Genomic DNA, 25,013 nt, shown 5'->3' with positions numbered 1-25,013 from the left:
AGAGCGCGCCTTTTTTGTGGTGCTTTACTGAAGTAGTTTTTCAGTCTTAGGAAACAGAATGGATAAGAGGACAGAGCCAAACAGAATGACGCCTACTGTACCCAGTGCCACACCCATAGGAATATGCACATACTCACTAAGTAACAGCTTGCCACCAATAAAGACCAGAATAAGGGATAAGCCATAGTGTAGGTAGTGAAACAAACGCATCAGCCCAGCCAAGGCGAAGTACATAGCGCGCAGGCCTAATAGCGCAAACACATTGGATGTGAATACAATGAATGTATCACGCGACACGGCCAGGATAGCGGGAATAGAATCGGCGGCAAAGACTACGTCGGTGGTTTCTACCATTACTAGTACCACAAAAAGTGGGGTAGCAAACAGAACCCCATTGCGACGTAGAAAGAACTCAGGGCCATCGATGCGGTTGGTGATGGGAAGGTGGCGACCCAGAAACTTAACGATGGGGTTGGATTCGGGGTCTATTTCGGGATCGTTGGCACTGATGGCCATTTTGACGCCCGTGTACACGAGAAAGGCCCCCAGCAGGTAGAGCAAGAAGTGAAACTTTGCTAACAACGCCGCGCCGGCAAGAATAAAGGCTGCCCGCAGCACCAGTGCTCCAATTATTCCCCAAAATAAAATCTTGTGTTGATACTGCGGCGGAACTTTGAAGTAGCTGAAAATCAGCAAAAAGACAAACAAGTTGTCGACGCTCAACGACTTCTCGATAAGGTAGCCGGTAAGGAATTCTAGGCCAGCTTGGTGACCCATTGTGCGGTACACCAGATAGTTAAAGCTTAGGGATAAGGCTATCCAAAAGGCGCTCCAGCCTAATGCCTCGCGCATGCGCACAACGTGCGCTTTGCGGTTTAGCACCAGCAAATCGAGCAAAAGCATAGCCAGCACGAATACAACGAAGCCGGCCCAGAATAAAGGAGAATTTTCCATGCGTAGCTCAAGATACGAGGCTGCGCATATTTTTATAGTTAGCTGGTTGGAATCGATCAGTAAGCATTAGCGACTTTTGGCGGCAGATGACAAAGCAACTTCCTCATCGTGCGTAGCTGCCTGGTCTGATGCTCGGTTGAAACGCCGAAACCAACTCGACGCTTTCATTTGCAACACCCCAAAAAAAGCTTCCTTGAAAATGCCCTTGCTCATTTTGGAGGTGCCCCGCGTGCGGTCGGTGAATATAATGGGCACCTCCTTGATTCGGAACCCATATTTATACGCCAGCCACTTCATCTCAATCTGAAAGGCGTAGCCCACAAACCGGATACGATGACGGACTACCGTACGCAACACCTTGGCCGAGTAGCACTTAAAACCTGCCGTAGCATCCATAATGGGCATGCCGGTAACAATGCGCACGTAGGCCGAGGCAAACCACGACATCAGCACACGATCCATGGGCCAGTTTACCACATTCACGCCCTGAATGTAGCGCGAGCCAATAGCCAGGTCGTAGCCCTGGTGAGTGCAGGCTTCGTACAGCTGAATAAGGTCTTCGGGATTGTGCGAGAAATCGGCATCCATCTCGAAAACGTAACTGTAGTCGCGTTGCAGCGCCCACCGAAAACCGTGGAGGTAGGCCGTGCCTAGTCCTTGCTTACCCGCACGTTCCTCTAAAAATAACCGATCTGGAAATTCCTGTTGCAACTGCCGGATAACATCGGCGGTACCATCGGGTGAGCCGTCATCAATAATGAGCACGTCAAAAGTTGTCGGCAGCGAAAATACTTTTCGCACGATCAACTCCGCGTTTTCGCGCTCGTTGTAAGTAGGAATCAGGACAATCCCTTCGTTCATGCGGCAAAGGTAGGAGGATGCGGGAAATGGTAAGGTTATGCGGAGAAAAGTAGCGAACAGGGTAGCGTTTTAGCGGAAAAGGGCGTGGGCTTGGCGCAAATCACAGGTTCACCAACTCACTGCTCAATTTACGGGCATGACGGACGCAGTCGGGAACGCCCACTCCGGCCAGCCAGTTGGCGGCGGTGTAGATGTGTTGCTCGGCTAGGGTAGCGGCGGCGGCGTGAGCTGGCACGATACGGGCGTCGAACTGCGGAATAGCCTTCTCCCAATAATAGCGGAATTGCCACGTAGGCTGGCCCTGAATGCCATACAACTGGCTCAACTCCTGATGAACGGCAGCTTTTTGGGCCGCTTCGGGTTGGCGGGCGTGTTCTTCGTACTGAGCACCGCCTACAAACGTCGTAAAGAGCACTTCGTTGGCCGGCGCGCGGTCTGAAAACAGCGAAGTAGTCCAGACGCTGCCAGCAGCGTAGCAGTTTTCCTTCTTGGGGTGCAATGCCCCAAAACCATCTAGCGGGTGCGTAACCGCTGCACGGGGGTAGGCCGAATAAACAGCTGCCATAGGCGGATAGTATACGTTAGCCAGCGCCGCCGCTTCCGGCGCAAACTGTGGTTTAAGCAAAGCCGCAGCAGCATACGCGGGCAGTGCCAGCACTACAGCCGAGTAGAGGGTAGGCATTGCCCCAGCAGACGTGCTTAACTGATAAGCGCTGTCGGGCTGCCGGGTGATGCTGGTAACAGCCTGACCAGTATGATAGTGGGTAAGGCGCTGCGTAAGCGTGTTGGTTAGCGTCTGCAAACCGCCTTGTAGCGAAACTATGCGTCGCCGTTGCCCGCCGCCGCTTTTGGCGAAGCCCTTTAACACGGAGCCGTGCGCTTGCTCCAGTGCTGCCAATTGCGGAAATGTCTTGTGCAGAAGCAGCTGCTCAGGATCGCCAGCATAAATACCGGAGATGAACGGATTCAGCGCATAGTCAACCAGTTCCTGATCGAAGCGGCGGCGGATAAAGCCTGCTAGGGTTTCGTTGGGGTCGGTAGGGGCGGCCGGGCGACCCAACTCGCGCAGGATGTGGTAGCGGGCTTTCAAGCTAAAAAAACCATCAAACAGCAACTGCTGGGGCTTACCAGGTAGCTTGCGGTAGCGACCGTTGCGCAGCACGTAGCGGTTGGCACTCACGGCGGCCGTATCCTGAAGCTGCTCGGTGAGGCCGAGGTCCTGCACTAAGTCGCGCAGGTCGTCGCTGAGTTGCAGGGAGTTGGGGCCGGTTTCGAGCAGGTAGCCTTCTGTGGGCTGGGTGCGGATGGTGCCACCCGCCCGGTCGCTGGCTTCAAACAGGTCGTAGGCGACGCCAGCCTGTTGCAGATACCACGCTACGGTGAGCCCTGAGATACCGCCGCCGATAATGGCTATAGCCATAAAGTGAGAGGGGAAATGCTGAAATGGTCTAGTAAAACCCCGTTTCAGCATGCTTAGTTTAGAAGTGCGGCAGGATAAACCAAGTGGATTACCTGCTTCTGTGCAAAAGACGCAAATTTGTGCTTGTCTTTGCTTTCACCACGTACCATTCATCGCATTTCCTTATGTCGCCTACCCTCAACAAAGCCATTTTCCTGGACCGCGACGGCGTGCTGAACGATGAAATCGGCGACTACATTCTGGAGCTGGATAAGTTCGTCGTGTCGCCGGGCGTGCCCGAAAGTCTGGCCCGATTGAAAGCCGCTGGGTACTACCTTATCGTGGTTACTAACCAAGCTGGCATTGCCAAACAGCTCTACGATGTGCAGCACGTAACTGCCTGCCACAACAAGCTGCAAGATGCTTGCAATCAAATAATTGATGCGTTTTACTATGCGCCGGGGCATCCGTCGGTGAGTGAGTCGCTCTCGCGCAAACCCAACTCGCTAATGCTGGAAAAAGCCATGGCCCGCTTTCATCTCGACCCCGCGCAATGCTGGATTATTGGTGACCGGGTCCGCGACCTGGAAGCGGGGGCACGGGTAGGCGTGCGAGGCATTTTGGTTGGCCATTCCGAAGCCTATGCCGCCACGCCCTACGCGGTAGATCTGGCAGCCGCTACGGATCTTATTCTGGCTGCGGGGTAGGGGGGGCTTGGGCCGTGAGCACCACGGCCGGCGCAGCGCGCGGCGGGGTAGGCGGAGTATGTGTATAAGCAGGGCAACTGGATTTGCACGATGCCAACACCACCAACCCAACGAATACCAGAAGCGAAGCTTTTCTCATATCCTGTAAGTAAAAAGAAGTGAATCAGGTTACTAACGGTGAGAACGAGGTAAAATTGCGCGTCACAACGAGTTGGCAGAAGTCGAATTAACGGGACAAAAAAAGCGCCTTCCGCACGAGGCGAAAAGCGCTTTTTTTATCTAATAAGTAGGGTCTACTGACGCACGGCTGGAGTAGTAGCTTCTGAAGCCGTGATGGTCGAGGAAATCCGGTTGGCTGCTTTTGTGCTGGTGTATGCCGGGCACTTGGATTTGTTGCAGGCGCTCAAACCGGACAGAGCCACGAGGCTGAGCAGAAGTAGTTTTTTTGCCATGAGTGAAAGCGAAGCTGAAATCGTCTGATAAAGTTGAGGCACCAAGGCCTGAGCAACAAAGATACCAGAATGCAAGAAGACAAGAAGTCGTTCCAAGTGGAGCGAGAAATCTGGCAGACTCTCATTCAGATTTCTCGCTCCACTCGAAAAGACAATTATTCCTGATACCCAAGAATTTTCATCATCGTTTCGGGCTTTTGCTCATCGGCAAATACCCGGTCGGTGAGGGTGCCATCTTCGGCCCGGTCGAGGATGATGTGCTTGGGGGCCGGAATCAGGCAGTGCTTGATGCCGCCGTAGCCGGAAAGACTTTCCTGGTAGGCGCCAGTGTGGAAGAATCCTACGTAGAGTGGCTTCTTATCGGCCTCTTTGCGCTCGGGTAGGAAGACTTGGTAAATGTGCTTCTCGGCGTTGTAGTAGTCCTGCGAGTCGCAGGTGAGGCCGCCGAGCTGGGTGCGGCGGTAGTTCTTCTCCCAACCGTTCACAGCCAGCATGATAAAACGCTGATTCAGAGCCCAGGTATCGGGCAGGTTGGTGATGAAGGAGCCGTCAATCATGTACCACAACTCCTTGTCGTTCTGTAGTTTCTCGTCCAGAATAGAATACAGAATCGCACCCGATTCGCCTACCGTGAAAATACCGAACTCGGTAAAGATATCCGGCTCCGGCACGCCTTGCTCGCGGCAAATGCGCTGAATGGTGCGCAATACCTCCTGAATCATGTAGGGGTAGTCGTACTCCGGCTGGATGCTGGTCTGGATGGGCAGCCCCCCGCCGATGTCAATAGTAGTGAGGGTAGGGCACACCTTGCGCAACTCGCAGTACTTGTGCACAAACCGGCTTAGCTCCGACCAGTAGTAGCTGGTGTCTTTGATGCCGGTGTTGATGAAGTAGTGCAGCATCGTTAGCTCGAAGCGTGGGTCTTCCTTGATGCGCTGCTCGTAGAGGGGAATTACGTCGGCGTAGCGCACGCCCAGGCGTGAGGTGTAGAACTGAAAGCGCGGCTCCTCGTCGGACGCTACCCGGATGCCTATTTTGCACTTCTCGCGCACGTGCTCGTGGTAGAAATCGAACTCGCCGAGATGGTCCAGAATCGGCACGCAGTTCACAAAGCCCTCGTTGATGAGCGCAGAAATTTCCTGCCGATACTCAGCCCGCTTAAAGCCGTTGCAGATGATATAGGTGTCCTTCGAAAGCTTGCCCTTGGCATGCATGGCCCGAATGATGCTGGTATCAAACCACGACGACGTTTCGATGTGCACGTTGTTTTTTAGGGCCTCTTCTACCACAAAGGAGAAGTGCGAAGCCTTGGTGCAGTAGGCATACGAGTAGCTACCCTGATATCCGATGTTCTCAATTCCCTGAGCAAACCACTCTTTGGCCCGCTGAATCTGGGAGCTGATTTTTGGTAAGTACGTGAGACGCAACGGGGTGCCGTGCTTCTCGATAAGCGCCATTAGGTCAATATCGTGGAACTGCAACTCATCGTTCTCGACGGTGAAACCCTGGCTAGGAAAGTCAAAAGTCTGACTGATTAGGTCGTGGTAGGTATCCATTGAGGAGGGTAGGGGATAGGTAAAAAGAACGTCATGCTGAGCGCAGCCGAAGCATCCCTACCGTTAAGTAGTCTTAACGGGTAGCAACAAAGCAAAGGAGATGCTTCGGCTGCGCTCAGCATAACAATTGTCAGCATGACTATCTAGTTGGTCAGCATAACAACCAAATGCGCGCTTTTCGCGAACTTTAGACTTGCAAAGATACCCCGCCCGCGGGGTTTTGGTTGTGCTTTGTTCGTTGGTCGTTGCGGAAGGTCCGCTGGCGCCAAGCCTACCCCGGTCTCACCCCTGGCAATCGGCAAGCATCAAAACCACTTAACCACTAGTTGCCCATGTAGTATGCGTCGCATTAAGTTGCTGGAAGTCCGCTCCGAGCTGGGAGCGGGTACCCGAGGTTCTAGCCTCGGCATTGATGCTCTGCGCATCGCCTGCCTCAACCAAGGCTCCGAGTATTTCCGCCTGTTCAACGCCGTGGTCGTGCCCGACCAGAACCAGGCGCTGTTCGACGAAAACCAGTTTCCCTTCGCCAAGCACATTGATGCGGTGTACACGGTGCAAAAAGCCATTGCCAGCACCGTAGAGCAAACGCTCCGCTTTGGTGAGTTCCCCCTGGTGCTGGCCGCTGACCACTCCAACGCCGCTGCTACCATTGCCGGTATCAAGGCGGCCTACCCCCACAAAACGCTGGGTGTGGTATGGATAGACGCCCACGCCGACATCCACTCGCCCTACACCACGCCCTCGGGCAATATGCACGGTATGCCGCTAGCGCTGGCGCTGAACGACGACAACCTGCCCTGCCAGCGCAACCAAGTGCCGCCCGAAACCGAGTTTTTCTGGCGCCGCCTGCAAAACCTGGGCGAGCCCGGCCCCAAGCTCCTACCCGAGCACCTGACATACGTGGTAGTGCGCGACACCGAAGCCGAGGAAAACGCCATCATCCAGCGCCATGATATCAAGAATTTCAGCCTGGAAGCAGTAACCGAAAAAGGCGCCCGCCAGGTAGCCCGCGAAATCTACGAGCGGCTGCGTTTCTGCGACATGGTGTACATCTCATTCGATGTCGATTCGCTCGATTCGCGCTTCAGCAAGGGAACAGGAACGCCCGTGCGCGCCGGCCTTGACGTACCCCAGGCCACCGCCCTCTGCCAGGCCCTGCTTGATAACGAGCGGGTAGTGTGCTTCGAGATGGTGGAAATCAACCCTACCCTCGACTCCGAAAATACCATGGCCCAGAACGCCTTCACGATTTTGGAAGCAGCTACGGAGACGATTCAGGAGCGCCTGCGTGTGGATGCCGTGACCTCGCGCGGGCCGCGTGGGGAAGTGGCGGGAGGGTAGGGCAGCATAGTGGGCCTGTTGTAATACAATGTACTATAGGTAAATAGGTGATATACTTGCCGTACTATATTGTGTGCTAATAGGTCCATTAGTTAACTCTCTGCTGATGAAAAATAGCTGCATTCTGTTCGTATTGTTCTTATTTACTGCACTGGCGAAAGGTCAAACGGCGGTAGACTTCACGAAATTCTCTAAGAAGAATGGGGCCAGCGCATCAATAAAAGGCAACAAGTTAGAGATAGACTGGCCGGCCCAGGGCGCTATTCGTGGCAAAGTTGTCCTGAACCTCACCGAGAAAACACCGCTGTTTAGCAGCCTGCAAGTCAGTCAGGGAAAGCGCTTTCAAGTTATTGCTACCGATTTGCAACCTGAGTTTATTCTGACGATTGGCAAGCGGGATTTAATCTCGCAAAACGGTTGGAATATCTTCTTCGATAAGGTGCCAAACAAGCCTTTCATATCTCATCGGGTAGGGATGAGCAACCGGCAAGTGGCGGTGCGCAGCAGCGGTTCTAGAACAATCATTACCGTGGGTAGCCTACAAGCCGCCAATTTTACTGGCAATCTAGAAGTAACACTGTATCACGGTAGTACGTTGCTAAACGTAGCAGCCGTAGTATCCACCAAAACGGATTCGACGGCCATTGTGTATGATGCTGGTTTGGTGAGCGAAAAGCCAGCGTGGCAACGAATAAGCTGGTCGGCCACCAACAAACACTACCAAAGCGCCTTAGTGGGGGCAGTTGATACCAGCCGAAATCAGGCGGTGAAATACCGGACTATTTTAGGCGAAAGCGCCGGGGGCAGTTTGGCTGTGTTTCCGGCACCACATCAGTATTTCTACCCCTTGGATGAAGCATTCAACCTCAAATTCGTGTGGTTCGGCAGTAATTACCGGAAGCTACTGCCTGGGTATGGCCTGGGCATCCGGCAAGATTTGTATGGGGATAAGCGCTACGTGCCGTGGTTTAACGCGCCGCCTGGCACTGCACAGCGCCTGAACTTTTACTGCTTGCTAGGAGACGGCAAAGCAGAACCGCTCTTGGAAGAAGTGAAGCGCTACACACACCAGGATACCTATGCACAACTGCCGGGATACAAAACCATGGCTAGTCACTTTCACAACGAGTACGTGATGAACGTGATGCTGCCTGGCAAAGAGGCCGCCGGTACCCCAGAGTTTGTGAAGGTGTTCAAAAGCCTCGGCCTTGATATTGTGCATCTGGGCGAGTTTCATTACACCGCGCACCCCAAGGGACCCGATGAGCAGCGCTTGCGGGAACTGGCTGCTTTGTTTGAGCTGTGCCAAAAGTCATCAGACAAGGACTTTCTGCTACTCCCCGGCGAAGAACCCAACGAGTTTTTGGGCGGCCACTGGCTGGAGCTTTTCTCAAAACCCGTGTACTGGGTGATGGCGAAGAAACCGGGGACGCCATTTGTGCAGGAAGACGCTACCCACGGCCGCGTCTACCACGTGGGCGATAAAACCGAGATGCTGAAGCTACTCGAAGTCGAAAACGGGTTGGCCTGGACGGCACACGCCCGCACGAAAGGCTCGACGGGCTACCCAGACGCGTACAAAAACGAGGCTTTTTTTAAGTCGGACCACTTTATGGGGGCTGCCTGGAAGGCCCTACCCGCCGACCTTTCACAGCCTCGCCTTGGAAAACGTACTTTGGATTTACTCGACGATTTCAACAATTGGGGAGAAAAGAAGAAAATACTTGCGGAAGCAGATTTGTTCACGGTGAATTTTGAAAATGAGATGTACGCTCATTTAAACGTGAATTATTTGCCGCTTTCTGCATTGCCTGATTTCAAATCGGGTTGGCAGCCAGTGGTTGATGTCCTGAAAAAAGGCAACTTCTTCTCCTCTACTGGCGAAGTATTAATTCCGCAATTTACCGTAAGCGGAAAGGGTGCCGGGGAAACAGTTACGCTAAAAAATCCAGCTAAAACCACTGTTGACTTTGCCCTAAGCTGGACCTTCCCAATGGCATTTGCTGAAATCATTTCCGGCGACGGCCAAAAAGTATACCGCCAGCGGGTAGACCTTCTGCAAACAACAGCTTTCGGGAAGAAGGTATTTCAAGTGTCTGCAGATCTTACTAATCGCAAATGGGTGCGCCTAGAAGCCTGGGACGTAGCAGCAAATGGTGCCTTCACGCAGACCGTTTATCTTAACTAATCGACGTAGTCTGCAATTCGCAGACTACGAGAACGTCTTCACGGTCTAGAGGCCGCTACCGAAACCATTCAGGAGCGGCTGCGCGTGGATGCCGTGACCTCGCGCGGGCCGCGGGGAGAAGTGGCGGGAGGGTAGGGGATCTGTGCTTCCTGATAGGAATATCTCAATCCCGTATTCTTTATCTTTGACGCAACGTACGGCAAACACCCCACCAAAATCGTTGCCTATAAACGGAGCCCCCGGCTGTGGGGACAACCGAGGGGTCAGAAGATTGGGTGCTGTAACACCCTCACTTCTACTGCAATGAAGAAGGTGCGTACAAACGGCAAGTAACTGAACAAATTAAACGGCATCGCCAAAGTATTGTTCTGCAAGAACTCGTATGACGTTATATCCCCAAACAGCCTGCGCGGGTAAAGTAGTAGGGTTTGTTTGAAATTGGTCTGTACTGCTATCTATAGTAATTTTCAGAGGGTGCTCCTCTCGCTGGCTGTTACGTATGGGAACATAACCCTGAAAAACACGAGCGTTTGGCCTCCAGCTTTGTGATTCGACTGTGAGTGGCACCACCATAGCATCAAGCTGTAAAGGGCGACATCCTATAATAGGTTGTCCCAACTTAATAAGGCCTTTGACATGCATGAATCCATGCTTAAGGATTTGAGCGCCAACAATGGTTTCAAAGCAAGGCGGCTGTGAGTCGGTCCAATCCAGTAGACCAGCGTAAAACTCACGATAATTCTTTGTAGAAGCTGGTGGCACATCCAACACCCGACCACAAGCAAAGAAACCATTTGTCAAGGGAATAGCCCAAAACTGACCTGGCTGTAGCTGACGATTGGACTTGGGGAGAAACGGATAGGTGATCATAGCTAATGAGTGCTACTGCTACATCTGACGCAAGATTCAACTTTTCCCCCACCTTCCCCGCCACCTCCCTACCTTTGCAGCAGTAGAAACCGGCTGCGGCTTCTGCTGCTGCCGTTGCGCCCTACCCGTGGCGCGGGGTAGGAGCAGCCGCGCCACCCCAGCAGTTCTCCCGTGCAACAACTCGAACAGACCCTTAAAGCCGCCCTCAGCGCGGCCATGCAACACGTTTTCGGGGCCGATGTGCCCGCCCAGCAGCTCACGTTGCAGCCTACTCGCAAGGATTTTGCGGGCTCGTTTACGCTCGTTACGTTTCCCTTCACCAAGACTCTGGGCAAAGGTCCCGAGCAGATTGGGCAGGCGCTGGGCGAGTGGTTGGTAGCCAACGAGCTGGCTGTGACGGGCTACAACGTGGTGAAAGGCTTCCTAAACCTGGAAGTGGCCGTGCAGGAGTGGGTGAAGGTGTTTCAGCAGCTGCGCCAGCAGCCCGCCGATAGGCCGATAGCCACCGGCGGACCGCAGGAAGTGGTGGTGGAGTACTCGTCGCCGAACACCAACAAGCCCCTGCACCTGGGCCACTTGCGCAACAACTTCCTGGGTTACTCGGTGGCTGAGATTCTGAAAGCTACAGGTGCCACTGTTAACAAGGTAAACCTTGTAAACGACCGGGGCATCCATATCTGCAAGTCGATGCTGGGCTACCAGATGTTTGGGCACGCCGAAACGCCACAAGAGGCCGGCCTGAAGGGCGACCATCTCATCGGTAAATACTATGTGCTGTTTGAGAAGCACTACCGCGAGCAGGTGAAGCAGCTCGAAACCGACGGGGTAGCCGCCGATGTGGCCAAGCGCCAGGCTCCCATGATGCTGGCCGCGCAAGACATGCTGCGGGCCTGGGAGGCCGGTGACGAGGAGGTAGTGAACCTCTGGAAACAAATGAATGGCTGGGTGTACGAAGGCCATGACGCTACCTATGCCGCCATCGGCGTCGATTTCGATAAGTTCTACTACGAGTCGGGTACCTACTTACTGGGCAAGGAGCGCGTAGAAGAAGGCCTGCAAAAAGGTGTGTTCTTCCGCAAGGAAGACGGCTCTGTATGGGTGGATCTGAAGGAAGAAGGTCTTGACGAAAAGCTGCTGCTCCGCGCCGATGGCACCTCAGTGTATATCACGCAGGACCTGGGTACGGCCGAGCTGAAGTACCAGGATTTTCACTACGACCTGAGTGTGTACGTGATTGCCGATGAGCAGAACTACCACATGCAGGTGCTGAAGGCCGTGCTCAAGAAGCTGGGTAAACCGTATGCCGACGCTATTTACCATCTCAGCTACGGTATGGTAGACCTGCCTACTGGTAAGATGAAAACCCGCGAAGGCACGGTAGTAGATGCCGACGAGCTGGTGAAGGAGGTAGTGGAAGCCGCCAAAGCCGCTACCCTCGAAAAAGGCAAAACCGAAGGACTCTCGGAAGAAGAAGCGCAGCAGCTCTACCACATGCTGGGCCTGGGCGCGTTGAAATACTACCTCCTGAAAGTCGACCCCAAGAAGCGGATGCTCTTCAACCCCGAAGAATCGGTGAGCCTAGAGGGACACACGGGGCCGTTCATTCAGTACTCGCACGCTCGGATTTCAGCCATTCGTCGTAAGGCGGCCGAGCAGGACATCAGCGAAACCGCTGACTTAGGCAGCCTCGCCGAGCTGCACGCTACGGAGCAGGAGTTGGTGCAGGAACTGGCCCGTTACGCGGCCGTAGTGACGGAAGCCGCCCGCATCTATTCGCCCGCCATTATCGCGCAATACGCCTACGACCTCGCCAAAGCCTACAACCGCTTCTATACGGAGGTGCCGGTCTTTAATGAGTCGGACGAGACGAAAAAGGCCTTCCGCGTGGCGTTATCAGCGCAAACGGCTGGCGCTATCAAAACCAGCATGGGGCTTCTGGGCATCCAGGTACCTGAGCGGATGTAATACTTCGCGTTTCGCCCTATTATGGCCCACGATTCTAAATCTAGGCTATAGAGCGAATAAAACTTATACTAGTATAGTACCTATGAAATCAGTAGCAGTATACTGCGGTTCCAGCATTGGCCGCAACGACCTCTACCGGCAGCAGGCCCACGAAATGGGTCGCATCCTGGCCGAGCGTGGCTTAACGTTGGTATACGGCGGCGGGAAGGTAGGGCTGATGGGCACCATTGCCGACAGCGTGCTACAGCACGGCGGCCGGGCTATTGGCGTCATTCCCGAATTCTTGGCCAGTAAAGAGGTGGCGCACCTAGGCCTAACGGAGCTGCACGTGGTGCAATCCATGCACGAGCGCAAGCTGAAAATGGCCGAACTGGCCGATGGTTTCGTGGCGATGCCCGGCGGCTATGGCACCCTGGAAGAATTATTTGAGGTGCTGACCTGGGGCCAGTTGGGCCTACAATTTGAGGTGCTGACCTGGGGCCAGTTGGGCCTACATCCCAAGCCCATTGGGGTGTTGAACGTAGCCGGTTTCTATACCCACCTGCTCCGCGCCCTCGACCACATGGTAGACGAAGCCCTACTCCGCTCCGAAAATCGCCAGCAGCTGTTGCAAGCCGAAACGCCCGCCGTTCTGCTCGACCACATGGCCGCTTATCAGCCTGCGCAGGTAGAAAAGTGGCTGACGCCCTCCAAAACGTAGGCGCAGAGTTGCTTTCCTCGAGAAAGCAGAACCGTTGTATCCAACAAATACGTACCTTCTCCTGCCGAAACCAATGAGCTAGTTTAGTGGTTTGTCGGTTGCATATCTTCCACTTCTCCCTCGATTACTCTCATGAAAATTTCGTCGCTGTTTCTGCTGGGTACCTTGGCTATTGCCGGTCTCTCGGCCGCCACGTTTGCCACCCAACCCACTCTTGCCATGACCGAAGCGCCTGCCGCCCCCGCTACCGTGTACGACTACACCGTGAAAACCATTGACGGGAAAGACGTGAAGCTGAGCCAGTACAAAGGCAAGAAGCTGCTCATCGTGAACACGGCCTCTAAGTGCGGCTATACGCCTCAATACAAAGAGCTGGAAGAGTTGTCGAAAAAGTACGCCGGCAAGGTAGTGGTACTGGGTTTTCCATCGGATAGCTTCAACCAAGAGTTGGATTCTGACATGGAGGTAGCCGCGTTCTGCGAGAAAAACTATGGCGTTACGTTCCCGCTGTTCAGCACCGTAGCCGTGAAGGGCGACGATGCTGCGCCACTATATAAGTTCTTGGCTGATAAGTCGAAGAACGGAACTGTGAGCGACGCGCCTAACTGGAACTTTTGCAAATACCTAGTCGACGAGAAAGGACACGTGGTAGCGTTCTACCCATCCAAGGTGAAGCCCATGAGCGACGAGCTGGTAGCGGCTATCCTGAAATAAAACAGCATCTGATACAATCGTATTCCGGACAATAGGAGGAGGGTCTGCCGCTTCCTGTTGTCCGGAATATTATTTTATGCGGGTAGGCTGCCTACCTTCGCACCGCTTGCACTAACTGCTTTTCTCCTATGATACGCACGGTTATCTTTGATATGGATGGGGTGATTGTCGATACGGAACCCGTACACCGCTACGCTTTTTTTCGGCATTTCGAGGAGTTGGGTATCGACGTCTCGGACGAGGAATACGCTGGCTTCACGGGCTCTTCTACCAAAAACGTGTACCAGCAGCTAAAGCAACGTTATGGGCTTGCGGCGGAAATTGATGATTTGATGGCGCGCAAGCGGGAGTTCTTCAACCGGGCGTTTGACGAAAAGCCGGACCTCTACCTGCTGGGTACTGTTCGTGCCCTCATTGAAGACCTGCACGCGCACGATTTTCAATTGATTTTGGCTTCTTCGGCTTCAAAAGGAACGATAGGCCGGGTCATGAAGCGGTTCGACCTGTACCCGTATTTCGACCACGTGCTTAGCGGAGAAGACTTCACGTACTCCAAGCCTGATCCGGCTATTTTTGAACAGGCTGCATCCCTGGCCGTCGGCTCTAAAAAGGAGTGCATCATTATTGAAGACTCTACCAATGGTATTGCTGCGGGCAAAGCCGCAGGTATTTATTGCATTGGCTTCGATAGTGAGCACTCAGCATTGCAGGATCTAAGCCAGGCGGACCTGGTTATTCATGACTTCTCGGAGTTAAACGCCGCTTCTATAGCGGCCATTGAGCCGGCGTAAATCTGACTTTTCATCCTCTTATTTCCTTATCCTATATTTCTGCTTCGCAATGGCTGTCCCTGTTTCTGCCACGCCCTCTGGTGCCGTTAGCCCGGCTAAAGCCTGGATTTCAGCTTTCCGGCCGCGCACCTTACCCTTATCGTTGGCCAGTATTTTTACCGGGGGCTTTCTGGCGGCAGCTCACGGGCAGTTTCGGGGTAGCGTGTTTGCCATAGCCGTCCTGACTACCATTCTGTTGCAAATCTTAAGCAACCTGGCCAACGACTACGGCGACTCCCAAAATGGTGCCGACAGCATCCACCGCGAAGGACCGCAACGGGCAGTGCAAGCCGGCCATATCACGCCGGCTCAGATGAAGCGCGGCATGCTGCTTTTCGGCGCTTTGTCCCTGGCCTCTGGTATTACGCTGCTGTGGGTTGCGTTAGGGTTAGCGGCTATGTGGATTACAATTAGCTTTTTTCTGCTGGGGCTGGCGGCTATCTGGGCAGCTGTCAACTACACAGCCGGTGCTAAGCCCTACGGCTACGCCGGACTAGGCGACATATCGGTATTCTTGTTTTTTGGATTGGTAGGCGTATGCGGTACCTACTACCTCCAAACGCAGACGTTGCCGCTGCTGGTGCTGTTGCCAGCTGCTGCGCTAGGGTGTTTTGCAACGGCTGTATTGAACGTTAACAACATCCGCGATATCCGCTCTGATAAGCTGGCCGGTAAAATTACGATTCCGGTGCGGCTGGGGCCGGTAGCTGCTCGTCGCTACCACTGGCTATTATTAGGGGTCGGGTTCTTGTGTGCTGTAGCGTACGTCGCGCTCAACTATTATTCGCCCTGGCAGTGGTTGTTTGTGCTGTCAGCGCCGCTGCTGGTGCGCAATGGCTTATTGGTTTGGCAGCGTCAAGAATCTATGCAACTAGACCCGTTGCTGAAACAGATGGCCATGAGTACGCTGGCCTTTACTCTCTTATTTGGGATAGGGCAGGTAGTAGGCAGTTAATAAATTTTACTTTATAGTATATAACGATTGAGAAGCAATATTTCAATTGCGCAAACGATTTCGTAAAAACAGATAATTATGTAGATGACTGTTCATCTTATCGTTGTTTTTTAACTGCAATGTGTAAACATTCATCTGGCAATGGCGGCTAATCTAAGAGGTCGGTAAACCTTGTCACGTGTGTGGTAAACGTATAATAGGGGTTGTGAAATACCTGAAAAAGCTGATTTAAACGTATTTAATGGGCCTTTAAAGTTTGCATTTAGTGACCCTGCCGCTCTATATTTGGTTGCCTTTCCACACTAAGGTCACTCGTTAGAAGCCCATTCATCCAAATGGCGCAAACGTTATTGTAAGGATGTGGTCGTACAGTAGACTTCACAATCCTAGCGCATCTGCTAAATAACCTATAGACGGGTGCTAAGAGTGGACCAAGTACTTCCGATCCTACCCACAATCCCACTCTGTATGGTGTTACGTTTCCACCAGTTCTTCTTATTGAACAGGAACTGCACTTATCTGCTTACAGGTATGCTTTTGCTGATTTCCAGTAGTAGTGAAGGGCAGAACCTGCTACGAGCAAAAGGCGCTTCTATTGTAGATGGACAAGGAAAAGAGGTTATACTAAAGGGGGTAGGGCTAGGAGGCTGGCTGCTGCAAGAAAGCTACATGTTGGGTACCGACACGCTGAACGCGCAAGGTCGTATCAAGCGAGCCATGCGCCGTACCATGTCAGCAAGTGAGGTAGAAGAATTCTACCAGCAATACCGCGACGGATTTATAACAAAGGCTGATATTGATTTTATTGCCGCTCAGGGATTTAACTGCGTGCGCCTCCCTATGCACTACGACCTGTTCCTGACGGCTGCCCAGCGTCGTGTGCGCGAACAGGCCTTAGACCAGGCCAGTGCTGTGCCGGCTTACGTAGCGGCGCTGGCGAAATGGTACGATGCAGACCAGCTTTTCACGAATCCAAAGGAGTTGGATGGGTTCCGTTACATCGATAATCTGCTGGCATGGTGTAAGGCCAATAAGCTATATGTAATCCTCGACCTGCACGCGGTGCCCGGCGGCCAGGGCGCGGACCGCAACATCAACGATGGTATCGTGCCGCTGGACCTGTGGAAACGGCGCGACGCCAAAAAACGACTTATCTACCAGGACGTAACCGTGCGGCTGTGGCAAAAGCTGGCCGTCCGCTACCGCAACGAACCTTGGGTGGCAATGTATGATGTTATAAATGAGCCACATGGTATGGATGCCGCTCATGACATGGCAGGCGACAACTCGGAAGCGCAAACGCTGTATAGTCGTCTGATTACGGCCATTCGGGCGCAAGGCGATAAACACCTGATTATGCTGGAAGGCAACGGCTACGGCAATGAGTACACCAACCTAACGCCCGATAAGCTGCCAATAAAAGACAAAACCAATCTGGTGTACAACGCCCACCGCTACTGGTGTACCAACGACCCTACCGTGGGGGATGCAAACCCCAATCAGATCAACCTGATTCACAACCTGGTGGCTTTCCGGGAGCGGTGGCAGGTGCCGGTGTGGGTAGGGGAGACAGGCGAAAACTCAAACGAATGGTTAACTGCTGCCGCGCAGGCGCTGAACGAACAGCACATCGGGTGGTGCCATTGGAACGTGAAGCGGGTAGCCGGCACTACCAGTCTGCTCAACATCAAGCCATACGGCTCTATCCTGACATCTGAGGGTAGGGATAACCTACTGCGTAACATTCAGTTCCGTAACTGTGAGCCTAACCGCGACGTGCTCGACGCGCTAATGCGGCAGCCCGGCACGACGGCTACCAAGGCCTATACATCGCTAACGCTACCCGGTACCATAGCTGCTACCCACTACGATATGGGTAGGGCGGGCACTGCTTATCAGGACAGCGTATATCAAAAAACGGATTACCGCCGGCCCGACCGCTGGAACCTGGGCGGCGCCAGCCGCAACGACGGTGTGGATGTGGGCCTGGCCCACGATGGTGATAACACCGCGCTGGCCGTGCAGCACATGACTGGCGGAGAATGGCTTCAGTACACAGTAAACATCAAGAAAGCTGGCCGCTATATGATGCAAGCGCGGGTAGCAAACGAAGGTGCCACCCCTGCTGAGCTACAGCTACGAGTAGCCAACAAACCCATTGCTACCCTGGCCGTTCCGCCAACCACCAACGCCGGCACCTGGACTACCTTGACAACGATGACAGCTGCTCTGCCAGTTGGGCAACATACGCTACGGGTATACGTGGTGGAGCCGGGTGCCCGGCTGGGCTGGCTACAGTTCAACTTGGTAGCGGCTTCAGCGCAGGGTGGTTAGTAAGCGGGTGCTACGTCGTTTTGTATCCTGAAAAAAAGACGGTATGAGTCTACCCTACACCCTATTGCGGCATTCCACCAAGTGGTTTTTTCTGTGTATAGTATTGCTAACAAGCCTGTTGGGTGGTTCGGTGTGTCGTGCTGCGTTGCGGGAAGACACGCTCCACATCACAACGAATATAGATGAGCTGCTTCTTACCCCTGCTTCCTATAGTGTACTGGAAGACCCTACAGGCCGGCTCACTATTCAGGATGTGCATAGGCCAGAGTGGTTGCGCCGCTTTACAGTTGCAAGTCAGGCGTTTACTAGTATTCAGCATCCATCGGCTACCTATTGGCTGCGCCTGACGCTCCACGACGCTGAACAGGCGGAGCGCCACTGGTACCTGGAACTGCTGGACTCACACATTAACAGCATCTCGCTCTACCAAGACGAAAACAATGCCCCTATCGTGCATACAGGGGCAGATTTGCCTTTTAACAGCCGGCCGTATTTCTACAAAAATTTTCTGTTCCGACTTCCACTGACCCCTGATCAGACGCACACGTATTACATCCGGCTACAGTCGAGCTCTAAAACGTCCTTTCTGGCCCGCATACGCACAGAAACAATCTTGGCCAGTCATTTTCAGCGCGAGTATGGTCTGCTGGGTGGGTTCTACGGTGTGCTACTGATTATGGTCATCTATAATCTGTGCATTTACCTGTTTATCCGTGAGCAGATGTATTTGCGCTACGTGGCCTACGTGCTGAGTTGTAGCCTAGTGTTTCTGTCAGAAGATGGGTTGGGCTTTCAGTATCTGTGGCCTACGCTGCCCTGGCTAAACCAACTGGTGAATGCTGTGGCCCCGGTACTGCTACTGCTCACATTCAGCTACTACGCCCGGCAATTCATGGATTCTGCGGAGCGACTGCCGCAGTACGATGCGTGGGTGCGGCGCGTGGTGCTGGGCAGTGCGGTGCTACTGTTGCTCGATGCCTTGGTGCTGCGCTCCGGGTTGGGATTCTGGCTCTACCCACTACCCTATACCATGGTGTGCTACCTGGCTGTACGGGTATACCAGCGTGGATTTCGACCGGCAATATTCTTTCTGGCGGCTCATAGCTTTGTGGCTATCAGTGTGTTATTCCTGGTTTTGCGAAAGCTGGGTATTCATACGCTCACCAACACTTTCACGGTATACAGCATGAACGTGGCCTTCGTGCTGGAAATAGCCGTGCTGTCCTACGCGTTGGGCGACAAGATAAAGGCCATCAAAGACGCCACCATTCGAGCACAAGAACGGCTGGTGAAGCAATTACGCAAGCGGCAGCACGCTCAAAGTCAACTGCTTGAGCAATTGCAGCAGAATCAGCAGCTAAAAGATCAACTCAACTCGGAGTTGGAGGCCCAGGTGGCGCGCCGGACAGAAGAGTTGCGCCATCAGAGCGAAACGATTGCCGGTCAGAACCGCGAGTTGATGCAGGCAAACCGGTTGCTAGCGCTCCAATCGGCTGCCATCGAGAAATTGAACGCTGAGCTACAGCACGATTTGCAACAGGCCCAGGAAGCGCGGGTGCTTTCTCGAGAGGTGGATTTTGGAGAGTTCAGCCAAATCTATCCGGATAAAGAAGCGTGCTTGACTTATCTGGCCGAACTGAAATGGAGCAATGGTTATCAGTGTCGCCGTTGTGGGCACGAAAAGTACTGCGATGGGCGCGAGGCCCATTCCCGGCGTTGCACCCGTTGTCGGTACGTGGAGTCAGCCACTGCTTACACACTATTCCAAAAGTGTAAGTTTTCTATTGTAAAAGCTTTTTACGCAGTGTTTTTACTGCACACGCACCACGGTAATTATTCTTCTCAGGAGTTATCGCGGGTATTGGATTTGCGGCAGGGTACCTGCTGGAGCTTCAGTCAAAAAGTAGCCGAAGCAATGCGACGGCGAGAACAAGCTCCTGAGTATGACGACCAGGAAAGTTGGACAAAGCTATTGCTAGATACGCACGAAGCAGGTATAGATGACTCGCTAGTGGAGCAGAATTCAGTACGATAGTAGCTAGTTACATGTTTTTGCTGCAAACGATTTCTGTATTTCATGATTAGTGTGAAAAATATTCTATTAAACCTTCCCTAGTGACGTTGTTTTTTAACTGCGTTAGTCAGCCAGACTATACTTCGAAGAACGTTATCTAAACTATGGATTGATATAAATAATGTGTGTAGTAAGTGTATAACTTACGTGTGTATTAATTGAAAAACGGTCGTTTTAGCGCTGTATGAAGGGTTTTGAGGCTTGCATTTGCCGAACAAGTCAAGATATCTTTGAATCGTTAACTACTCGCTTTACAAGGGCAAGCATTTCCTCTCAACTAGTGAGTTAACCGTTGTGCTGCTGAGTGTTGCTGTAAAGGCTTCCCAACAGGATATCTGCTTACTAATTCCTAAATCGATTTCTGAAAACGCCTTCAGTATTCAATATTTCCTAATTCCCACACCATTTTCTTCATGAAGCACAACTCCTACTCACTCTTTTTCAGGCGGCGGGTAGTACTGCTGGCCGCCTGTGGACTGCCAGTAGCAGCGCTACCAGCAGCAGGAGCCAAGGCGCCCATTGGTCCGTTCTCAATGCTGCCGGGGAAGTACTTGGCAGATGTTCCCGTATCAGGCCGCGTAACGCAGTCCAACGGCGAAGGGCTGCCCGGTGTCACTGTTATTGTGAAAGGTACTACCCTAGGTACCTCTACGGGCGCCGATGGGTCTTTCTCATTGACTGTTCCAGAGGGAAGTACACTGGTCATTAGCTCAGTGGGCTATATCAGAAAAGAGGTGCCCATTACTGGCGCAACTAGTAGCATCAACGTTAGCTTGCTGGAAGACCGCCAAGCATTGGGCGAAGTGGTGGTAGTCGGATACGGCACACAGGAGCGCGGTAGCGTAACGGGCGCTATTTCGTCGGTGAATGGGCAAGAGTTGGTACGCCAGCCGGTGGCCGATGTGACGCAAGCCCTGCAAGGCAAAGCGGCCGGTGTGACCATCACTTCAAACGGGGGCGCCCCTGGTGGTGCGGCCGGTACGTCGGTGCGGATTCGCGGTATAACGTCGGCTGGTAATAATGCACCGTTGTACGTAGTGGATGGTTTTCCCCTGCCCTCTGGCAACGAAAGCCAGCTCAACGCTATCAGCCCTAATGATATCGAGACGATTGACGTACTAAAAGATGCCTCGGCCACGGCTATTTATGGGGTGCGTGCTGCCAACGGGGTAGTAATTATCACTACCAAACGAGGCAAGGCTGGCAAGACTACCTTCAACGTAGATGCCTACCGGGGTGTGCAAACCGTAGCACGTAAGCTGGACCTACTCAACGCGGAAGAATACGCTACCATCAACAATGAAAGCCGGATAGCCGCTGGAAAACCCATTGTGGTAGACCGTCTGCGCGACCCCGCAGCACTTGGGGAAGGAACCGACTGGCAGGACTTAGTTTTCCGCCGCGCCAAAATTCAGAACTATGCTCTCTCGGCCACGGGAGGTAGTGAGAAGGCCCGCTTCGCTTTATCAGGAACTTACTTTCAGCAGGATGGTACCATCGTGGGTTCGCACTTTGAGCGCTTCACGTTGCGAGCCAACGGCGATGTGCAGGTAAACAAGATATTGAAGCTGGGCAACAGCATTCAACTTACGCACCTAAATGACCGTCAGATCACATCGAATGACGGGGAGTACGGCACAGTACAACAGTTGCTGCGCATCCCGGCTATTGTGCCAGCCTATCGGCCCGATGGCTACTGGTACCAGCCAAACGGTGCCGCAGACAACTTCACGGAGGAAAACCCACTGGCTACGGCGCAACGCGTTAACCAGAAGTTCACACGCAATCGTGCCCTGAGTACATTTTTTGCGGAACTGGAACCTCTGACCGGATTACGCTTCCGGACCAACGTAGGCTTCGACTTTATCTTTGATAACTTCAACTCCTTCGCGCCAGCAGGTCCCGTTTTGGCAGGTTACACGCAGCGCTACAACACGGCCGGTGCCTCGGCTACGGCCAGCTATGCACCTAGTTACCTGATCGAAAACACCCTGACATATGATCACCTCTTTGCTGATAAGCACCAGGTAACGCTTCTGCTTGGTCAATCGGCGCAGGAATTCAATTATAGCAACGTAGAGGCCTACCGCTCGCTTTACCTGCGCAACGATTTGCAGGTTATCAATGCCGGCCCCATTAATACGCAACTGAGCAATGCGGGCTCAATCAGCCCGCCACAGCGACTGGCCAGCTATTTTGGGCGTCTCAACTACGAGTTCTCCGGAAAATACCTGCTGTCGGCAGTGGCTCGTTACGACGGCTCCTCCGTATTCCCTCCCGGTGATAAGTTCGGTTTCTTCCCCGGTATTTCGGCGGGCTGGCGTATTTCGGAAGAGGAATTCCTGAAAGGCAACCGTGTTATCAGCAACCTGAAGCTGCGTGCTGGCTACGGCAAGGTAGGTAACCCCCTGAATGCCGGCCGCTTCGCCTACCTTTACGCTATCAACTTTGGTGTTACCTACCCCTTCGGACCAGATGGTACCATCAATACGGGTGGGGCTCCCACGCGCCAGGCAAACCCCAACCTGCGTTGGGAAAACAACAACCAGACAAACGTTGGTCTGGACGTAGGTTTGTTGGATAACCGCTTGGAAGCCAGTATCGATGTGTACAACCGTAACTCGCCGAACCTGATTGCCGGCGTGCCAGTGTCCTACGTATCGGGTACGTATGAAAATGTGAATACCAACGCGGCCTCAGCGTATAACCGCGGTATCGACTTCTCGCTGACCTCGCACAACTTCACCGGCGCGGGTCAGGCACTAAGTTGGACTACTACGCTGAACGTATCGGCCTACAAAACCAAACTGGAGTCGCTGGGTGCAGGTCTACCCTATAACGGTGGGAGTACGTTGAGCGGCAACAGCATTGTGCGTTACGATGAAGGCTACGCCTTTGGCTCATTCTATGGCTGGGTAGCCGACGGCTTGTTCCAGACGCGGGAAGAGGTAGATGCACACGCCACACAAACAGCCCAGACGAGCCCAGGTGATATTCGCTTCAAGGATTTGAACGAGGATGGTATCATCAACGCTGATGACCGGAAGTTTATCGGTAATCCGAACCCGAATTTCACCTTTGGCATCACCAATACGCTGAACTACAAAGGCTTCGATTTGAGCTTCTTTATTCAGGGTGTGCAGGGCAACGATGTGTACAACTTGAACCGCTACCTGCTGGAAAGCGCACTGTACGGCTCATTTAGCGGTGGCACCCGCGTGCTCAACCGTTGGACTGGTCCCGGCACCAGCAACGACGTGCCCCGCGCCATCGATAGCGACCCGAACCAAAACCTGCGGGTATCTACGCACTTCATTGAGGATGGCTCGTACGTGCGCCTCAAAAACCTGACGCTGGGCTATTCGCTGCCGCAGAGCATCACCAACCGCTTCGGCTCCTCGCAGCTGCGGGTGTATTTCACGGCGCAAAACCTGTTGACGCTGACCAAGTACAGCGGCTTCGACCCAGAAGTAAGCGCCAGCGGTGTCGACCAGGGCATCTACCCGCAGTCGCGGGTGCTGATGGGCGGTATCAACATCGGTTTTTAATCTGTTCCAATTCCCACGAAAATGACTATCACAAAATATACTTGCGGCGCTTTCCTGTTGTCGCTGGGCCTGCTGACTACCAGTTGCGGGGAAGAATTCTTGGAGGAGTCGCCCTCTGACCAGATAACGGACGCTAACTTTTACAAAAACCAAACCGACGCCATTCAGGCCGTAACGGCCGCGTATAGTGAGCTGACCAAAGCCGGTCAATACAACAGCGCACTCTGGGGCATGGATATCATGGCCGATATCTCGACCACGGGCGGCGGTGGCGGCAGCGATGGTATTGAATACACCCAACTCGACGACTACAACATTCCAACTACCAATGCGATAGCGCAGCAGCTGTGGCAAGGCAGCTACATTGGGGTAGGGCGGTGCAATATTGTGCTACAAAAAGTGCCGCTTATCACGGAAATTGATCCAGCAATTCAAAAGCGCAGCCTGGGCGAGGCCCAGTTTCTGCGGGCAAAGTATTACTTTGACCTAGTGCGAGCGTATGGCGACGTGCCACTGGTGACAGTGCCACCCGCCAGCGCGGCGGAAGCCAATGTTGCTCGCTCACCGGCTGCTGACGTGTATAAGCAGATTGAACAGGACTTGAAAGATGCTATTGGCAACCTGCCTGCATCGTATAGCGGCGGCGACCTGGGCCGAGCTACCAAATGGGCCGCAACGGGCCTGCTGGCAAAAGTATACATCACACAGGGCAACAAGGCCGGAGCTGCCGAGCAAGCGCGTGCGGTAATTACAGGCTCGGGCAAAAGCCTGTGGGCCAACTACGGCGACAACTTCAAAACGGCCAACGAAAACGGCAAAGAGTCGTTGTTTGAGGTGCAGTACATCAACGGCCGCAATGAGTACGACCGCAACAACGTGGGCTCGGCGCTGAACGAGTTTTTGGGGCCACGTGGTCAGAACCAGACGCCGGGTAGCGGTTACGGGTTTGATATTCCAGAACCGGATTTCGTGAACGGCTACCTAGCCGGTGACACGCGCAAGCCCGTCACCATCTGGATGCCCGGCGACACCTACCCCGATGGTACCAAGAACCCTGCTACGCTAGGCGGCTCTCCGTTTGGGTACAGCTGCAGGAAGTGGTTTGTAGGTAAGGTGAATACCAACATCTGGGACTCGCCTCTCAACGTGCCGGTACTACGCCTAGCTGAAATGTACCTGATTCTGGCTGAGGCAGTAGGGCCCACGCCGGAAGGCTTTGAGGCTATCAACAAAGTACGCCGTCGTGCACTTGGGGTAGACTATAACACGGCCAATGCTACCGCCGATCTGAATGCTAGTAATACACCTGATTTCACCGCTGCTGTTTTGCGCGAGCGTAAGTACGAGCTAGCGTTTGAGTTTGATCGGTGGTTTGATCTGAAGCGTTACGGCGGTACCCCATACGGCCTGGTAGCGGTAATGACCGCGCAGAGTGCCTACCTCAAAACACTGGGTATCAACAGAGGGGTGCCCACGGCCAACAACCTAGTGCTGCCCATCCCGCAGTCGGAGCGCGATGTGAACCCCAACCTGACCCAGAACCCCGGCTACTAAGCCGCTTTTAC

Annotated in this window: 19 protein-coding genes; 12 read left to right on the top strand and 7 right to left on the bottom strand. The window is 53.5% G+C overall.

From position 1 onward, the window contains the following. Positions 1–24: 24 nt before the first annotated feature. From J4D97_RS08680 to hemG, 3 genes are all read right to left on the bottom strand, one after another. Positions 25–954, bottom strand: a complete 930-nt coding sequence (locus tag J4D97_RS08680; RefSeq protein WP_208307221.1) for a TerC family protein — start codon at positions 952–954, stop codon at positions 25–27. A gap of 66 nt (positions 955–1,020) precedes the next feature. Continuing rightward, entirely contained in the window at positions 1,021–1,815 is a 795-nt protein-coding gene (locus tag J4D97_RS08675) for a polyprenol monophosphomannose synthase (protein ID WP_208307220.1), read from the bottom strand. 100 nt (positions 1,816–1,915) lie between these two features. Continuing rightward, positions 1,916–3,235, bottom strand: coding sequence for a protoporphyrinogen oxidase (gene hemG, locus J4D97_RS08670; protein WP_208307219.1), 1,320 nt, complete (start codon positions 3,233–3,235; stop codon positions 1,916–1,918). A gap of 164 nt (positions 3,236–3,399) precedes the next feature. Between hemG and J4D97_RS08665 the strand changes: the two genes are divergently transcribed. After that, entirely contained in the window at positions 3,400–3,921 is a 522-nt protein-coding gene (locus J4D97_RS08665; protein WP_208307218.1) for a D-glycero-alpha-D-manno-heptose-1,7-bisphosphate 7-phosphatase, read from the top strand. Here the strand turns inward: J4D97_RS08665 and J4D97_RS08660 are convergent. From J4D97_RS08660 to J4D97_RS08650, 3 genes are all read right to left on the bottom strand, one after another. Further along, on the bottom strand, positions 3,902–4,060 hold the full coding sequence (locus J4D97_RS08660; protein WP_185280746.1) for a hypothetical protein: 159 nt from the start codon (positions 4,058–4,060) through the stop codon (positions 3,902–3,904). The genes J4D97_RS08665 and J4D97_RS08660 overlap by 20 nt on opposite strands. 154 nt (positions 4,061–4,214) lie before the next feature. Then, positions 4,215–4,469, bottom strand: coding sequence for a hypothetical protein (locus J4D97_RS08655; protein WP_185280745.1), 255 nt, complete (start codon positions 4,467–4,469; stop codon positions 4,215–4,217). 59 nt (positions 4,470–4,528) lie between these two features. Next, the gene (locus J4D97_RS08650) at positions 4,529–5,929 is read right to left on the bottom strand and encodes an arginine decarboxylase (RefSeq protein ID WP_185280744.1); all 1,401 of its coding nucleotides are present in this window, start codon (positions 5,927–5,929) and stop codon (positions 4,529–4,531) included. A gap of 339 nt (positions 5,930–6,268) precedes the next feature. Between J4D97_RS08650 and J4D97_RS08645 the strand changes: the two genes are divergently transcribed. Together J4D97_RS08645 and J4D97_RS08640 are read left to right on the top strand one after the other, a co-directional pair. Next, positions 6,269–7,270, top strand: a complete 1,002-nt coding sequence (locus tag J4D97_RS08645) for an arginase (protein WP_208307217.1) — start codon at positions 6,269–6,271, stop codon at positions 7,268–7,270. 106 nt (positions 7,271–7,376) lie between these two features. Then, entirely contained in the window at positions 7,377–9,458 is a 2,082-nt protein-coding gene (locus J4D97_RS08640; protein WP_208307216.1) for a hypothetical protein, read from the top strand. A 342-nt stretch (positions 9,459–9,800) separates the two neighbouring features. Here the strand turns inward: J4D97_RS08640 and J4D97_RS08635 are convergent, their stop codons facing one another. Then, complete coding sequence (locus J4D97_RS08635) at positions 9,801–10,328, bottom strand: Imm26 family immunity protein (RefSeq protein ID WP_208307215.1); 528 nt, start codon at positions 10,326–10,328, stop codon at positions 9,801–9,803. 171 nt (positions 10,329–10,499) lie between these two features. Here J4D97_RS08635 and argS point away from each other — a divergent pair, with 171 nt between their 5' ends. From argS to J4D97_RS08590, 9 genes are all read left to right on the top strand, one after another. After that, on the top strand, positions 10,500–12,293 hold the full coding sequence (gene argS / locus J4D97_RS08630; RefSeq protein WP_208307214.1) for an arginine--tRNA ligase: 1,794 nt from the start codon (positions 10,500–10,502) through the stop codon (positions 12,291–12,293). Between the two features lie 82 nt (positions 12,294–12,375). Beyond that, positions 12,376–12,993, top strand: coding sequence for a TIGR00730 family Rossman fold protein (locus J4D97_RS08625; RefSeq protein ID WP_208307213.1), 618 nt, complete (start codon positions 12,376–12,378; stop codon positions 12,991–12,993). Between the two features lie 132 nt (positions 12,994–13,125). Then, the gene (locus tag J4D97_RS08620; protein ID WP_208307212.1) at positions 13,126–13,707 is read left to right on the top strand and encodes a glutathione peroxidase; all 582 of its coding nucleotides are present in this window, start codon (positions 13,126–13,128) and stop codon (positions 13,705–13,707) included. Between the two features lie 128 nt (positions 13,708–13,835). After that, positions 13,836–14,498, top strand: a complete 663-nt coding sequence (locus J4D97_RS08615) for an HAD family hydrolase (RefSeq protein ID WP_185280738.1) — start codon at positions 13,836–13,838, stop codon at positions 14,496–14,498. Between the two features lie 49 nt (positions 14,499–14,547). Next, a complete protein-coding gene (locus J4D97_RS08610; RefSeq protein WP_208307211.1) occupies positions 14,548–15,492 on the top strand; it encodes a 1,4-dihydroxy-2-naphthoate polyprenyltransferase in 945 nt (314 codons plus the stop codon). 531 nt (positions 15,493–16,023) lie between these two features. Next, positions 16,024–17,826 (top strand): cellulase family glycosylhydrolase, encoded by a 1,803-nt coding sequence (locus J4D97_RS08605; protein ID WP_208307210.1) that lies wholly within the window; start codon positions 16,024–16,026, stop codon positions 17,824–17,826. A 43-nt stretch (positions 17,827–17,869) separates the two neighbouring features. After that, positions 17,870–19,861 carry a 7TM diverse intracellular signaling domain-containing protein gene (locus J4D97_RS08600; RefSeq protein ID WP_208307209.1) on the top strand — a complete coding sequence of 664 codons (1,992 nt, stop codon included), beginning with the start codon at positions 17,870–17,872 and terminating at the stop codon, positions 19,859–19,861. Between the two features lie 452 nt (positions 19,862–20,313). Next, positions 20,314–23,448, top strand: coding sequence for a SusC/RagA family TonB-linked outer membrane protein (locus J4D97_RS08595; RefSeq protein WP_185280734.1), 3,135 nt, complete (start codon positions 20,314–20,316; stop codon positions 23,446–23,448). Positions 23,449–23,469: 21 nt separating this feature from the next. Beyond that, on the top strand, positions 23,470–25,002 hold the full coding sequence (locus J4D97_RS08590; RefSeq protein ID WP_185280733.1) for a RagB/SusD family nutrient uptake outer membrane protein: 1,533 nt from the start codon (positions 23,470–23,472) through the stop codon (positions 25,000–25,002). The last annotated feature ends 11 nt before the right edge of the window (positions 25,003–25,013 follow it).

It is taken from the genome of Hymenobacter defluvii, from assembly GCF_017589435.1.
Lineage (GTDB): Bacteria > Bacteroidota > Bacteroidia > Cytophagales > Hymenobacteraceae > Hymenobacter > Hymenobacter profundi.
This window is presented reverse-complemented; position numbering and strand designations above follow the sequence as displayed.

Excerpts from the sequence above, each read along its gene's own strand:
- J4D97_RS08660 (WP_185280746.1), bottom strand. The coding sequence starts at position 4,060 with ATGAGAAAAGCTTCGCTTCTGGTATTCGTTGGGTTGGTGGTGTTGGCA.
- J4D97_RS08615 (WP_185280738.1), top strand. The coding sequence starts at position 13,836 with ATGATACGCACGGTTATCTTTGATATGGATGGGGTGATTGTCGATACG.
- J4D97_RS08665 (WP_208307218.1), top strand. The coding sequence starts at position 3,400 with ATGTCGCCTACCCTCAACAAAGCCATTTTCCTGGACCGCGACGGCGTG.
- J4D97_RS08610 (WP_208307211.1), top strand. The coding sequence starts at position 14,548 with ATGGCTGTCCCTGTTTCTGCCACGCCCTCTGGTGCCGTTAGCCCGGCT.
- J4D97_RS08600 (WP_208307209.1), top strand. The coding sequence starts at position 17,870 with ATGAGTCTACCCTACACCCTATTGCGGCATTCCACCAAGTGGTTTTTT.
- J4D97_RS08625 (WP_208307213.1), top strand. The coding sequence starts at position 12,376 with ATGAAATCAGTAGCAGTATACTGCGGTTCCAGCATTGGCCGCAACGAC.
- J4D97_RS08605 (WP_208307210.1), top strand. The coding sequence starts at position 16,024 with ATGCTTTTGCTGATTTCCAGTAGTAGTGAAGGGCAGAACCTGCTACGA.
- J4D97_RS08650 (WP_185280744.1), bottom strand. The coding sequence starts at position 5,929 with ATGGATACCTACCACGACCTAATCAGTCAGACTTTTGACTTTCCTAGC.
- J4D97_RS08645 (WP_208307217.1), top strand. The coding sequence starts at position 6,269 with ATGCGTCGCATTAAGTTGCTGGAAGTCCGCTCCGAGCTGGGAGCGGGT.
- J4D97_RS08595 (WP_185280734.1), top strand. The coding sequence starts at position 20,314 with ATGAAGCACAACTCCTACTCACTCTTTTTCAGGCGGCGGGTAGTACTG.
- hemG (WP_208307219.1), bottom strand. The coding sequence starts at position 3,235 with ATGGCTATAGCCATTATCGGCGGCGGTATCTCAGGGCTCACCGTAGCG.
- J4D97_RS08635 (WP_208307215.1), bottom strand. The coding sequence starts at position 10,328 with ATGATCACCTATCCGTTTCTCCCCAAGTCCAATCGTCAGCTACAGCCA.
- J4D97_RS08680 (WP_208307221.1), bottom strand. The coding sequence starts at position 954 with ATGGAAAATTCTCCTTTATTCTGGGCCGGCTTCGTTGTATTCGTGCTG.
- J4D97_RS08620 (WP_208307212.1), top strand. The coding sequence starts at position 13,126 with ATGAAAATTTCGTCGCTGTTTCTGCTGGGTACCTTGGCTATTGCCGGT.
- J4D97_RS08675 (WP_208307220.1), bottom strand. The coding sequence starts at position 1,815 with ATGAACGAAGGGATTGTCCTGATTCCTACTTACAACGAGCGCGAAAAC.
- J4D97_RS08640 (WP_208307216.1), top strand. The coding sequence starts at position 7,377 with ATGAAAAATAGCTGCATTCTGTTCGTATTGTTCTTATTTACTGCACTG.
- J4D97_RS08590 (WP_185280733.1), top strand. The coding sequence starts at position 23,470 with ATGACTATCACAAAATATACTTGCGGCGCTTTCCTGTTGTCGCTGGGC.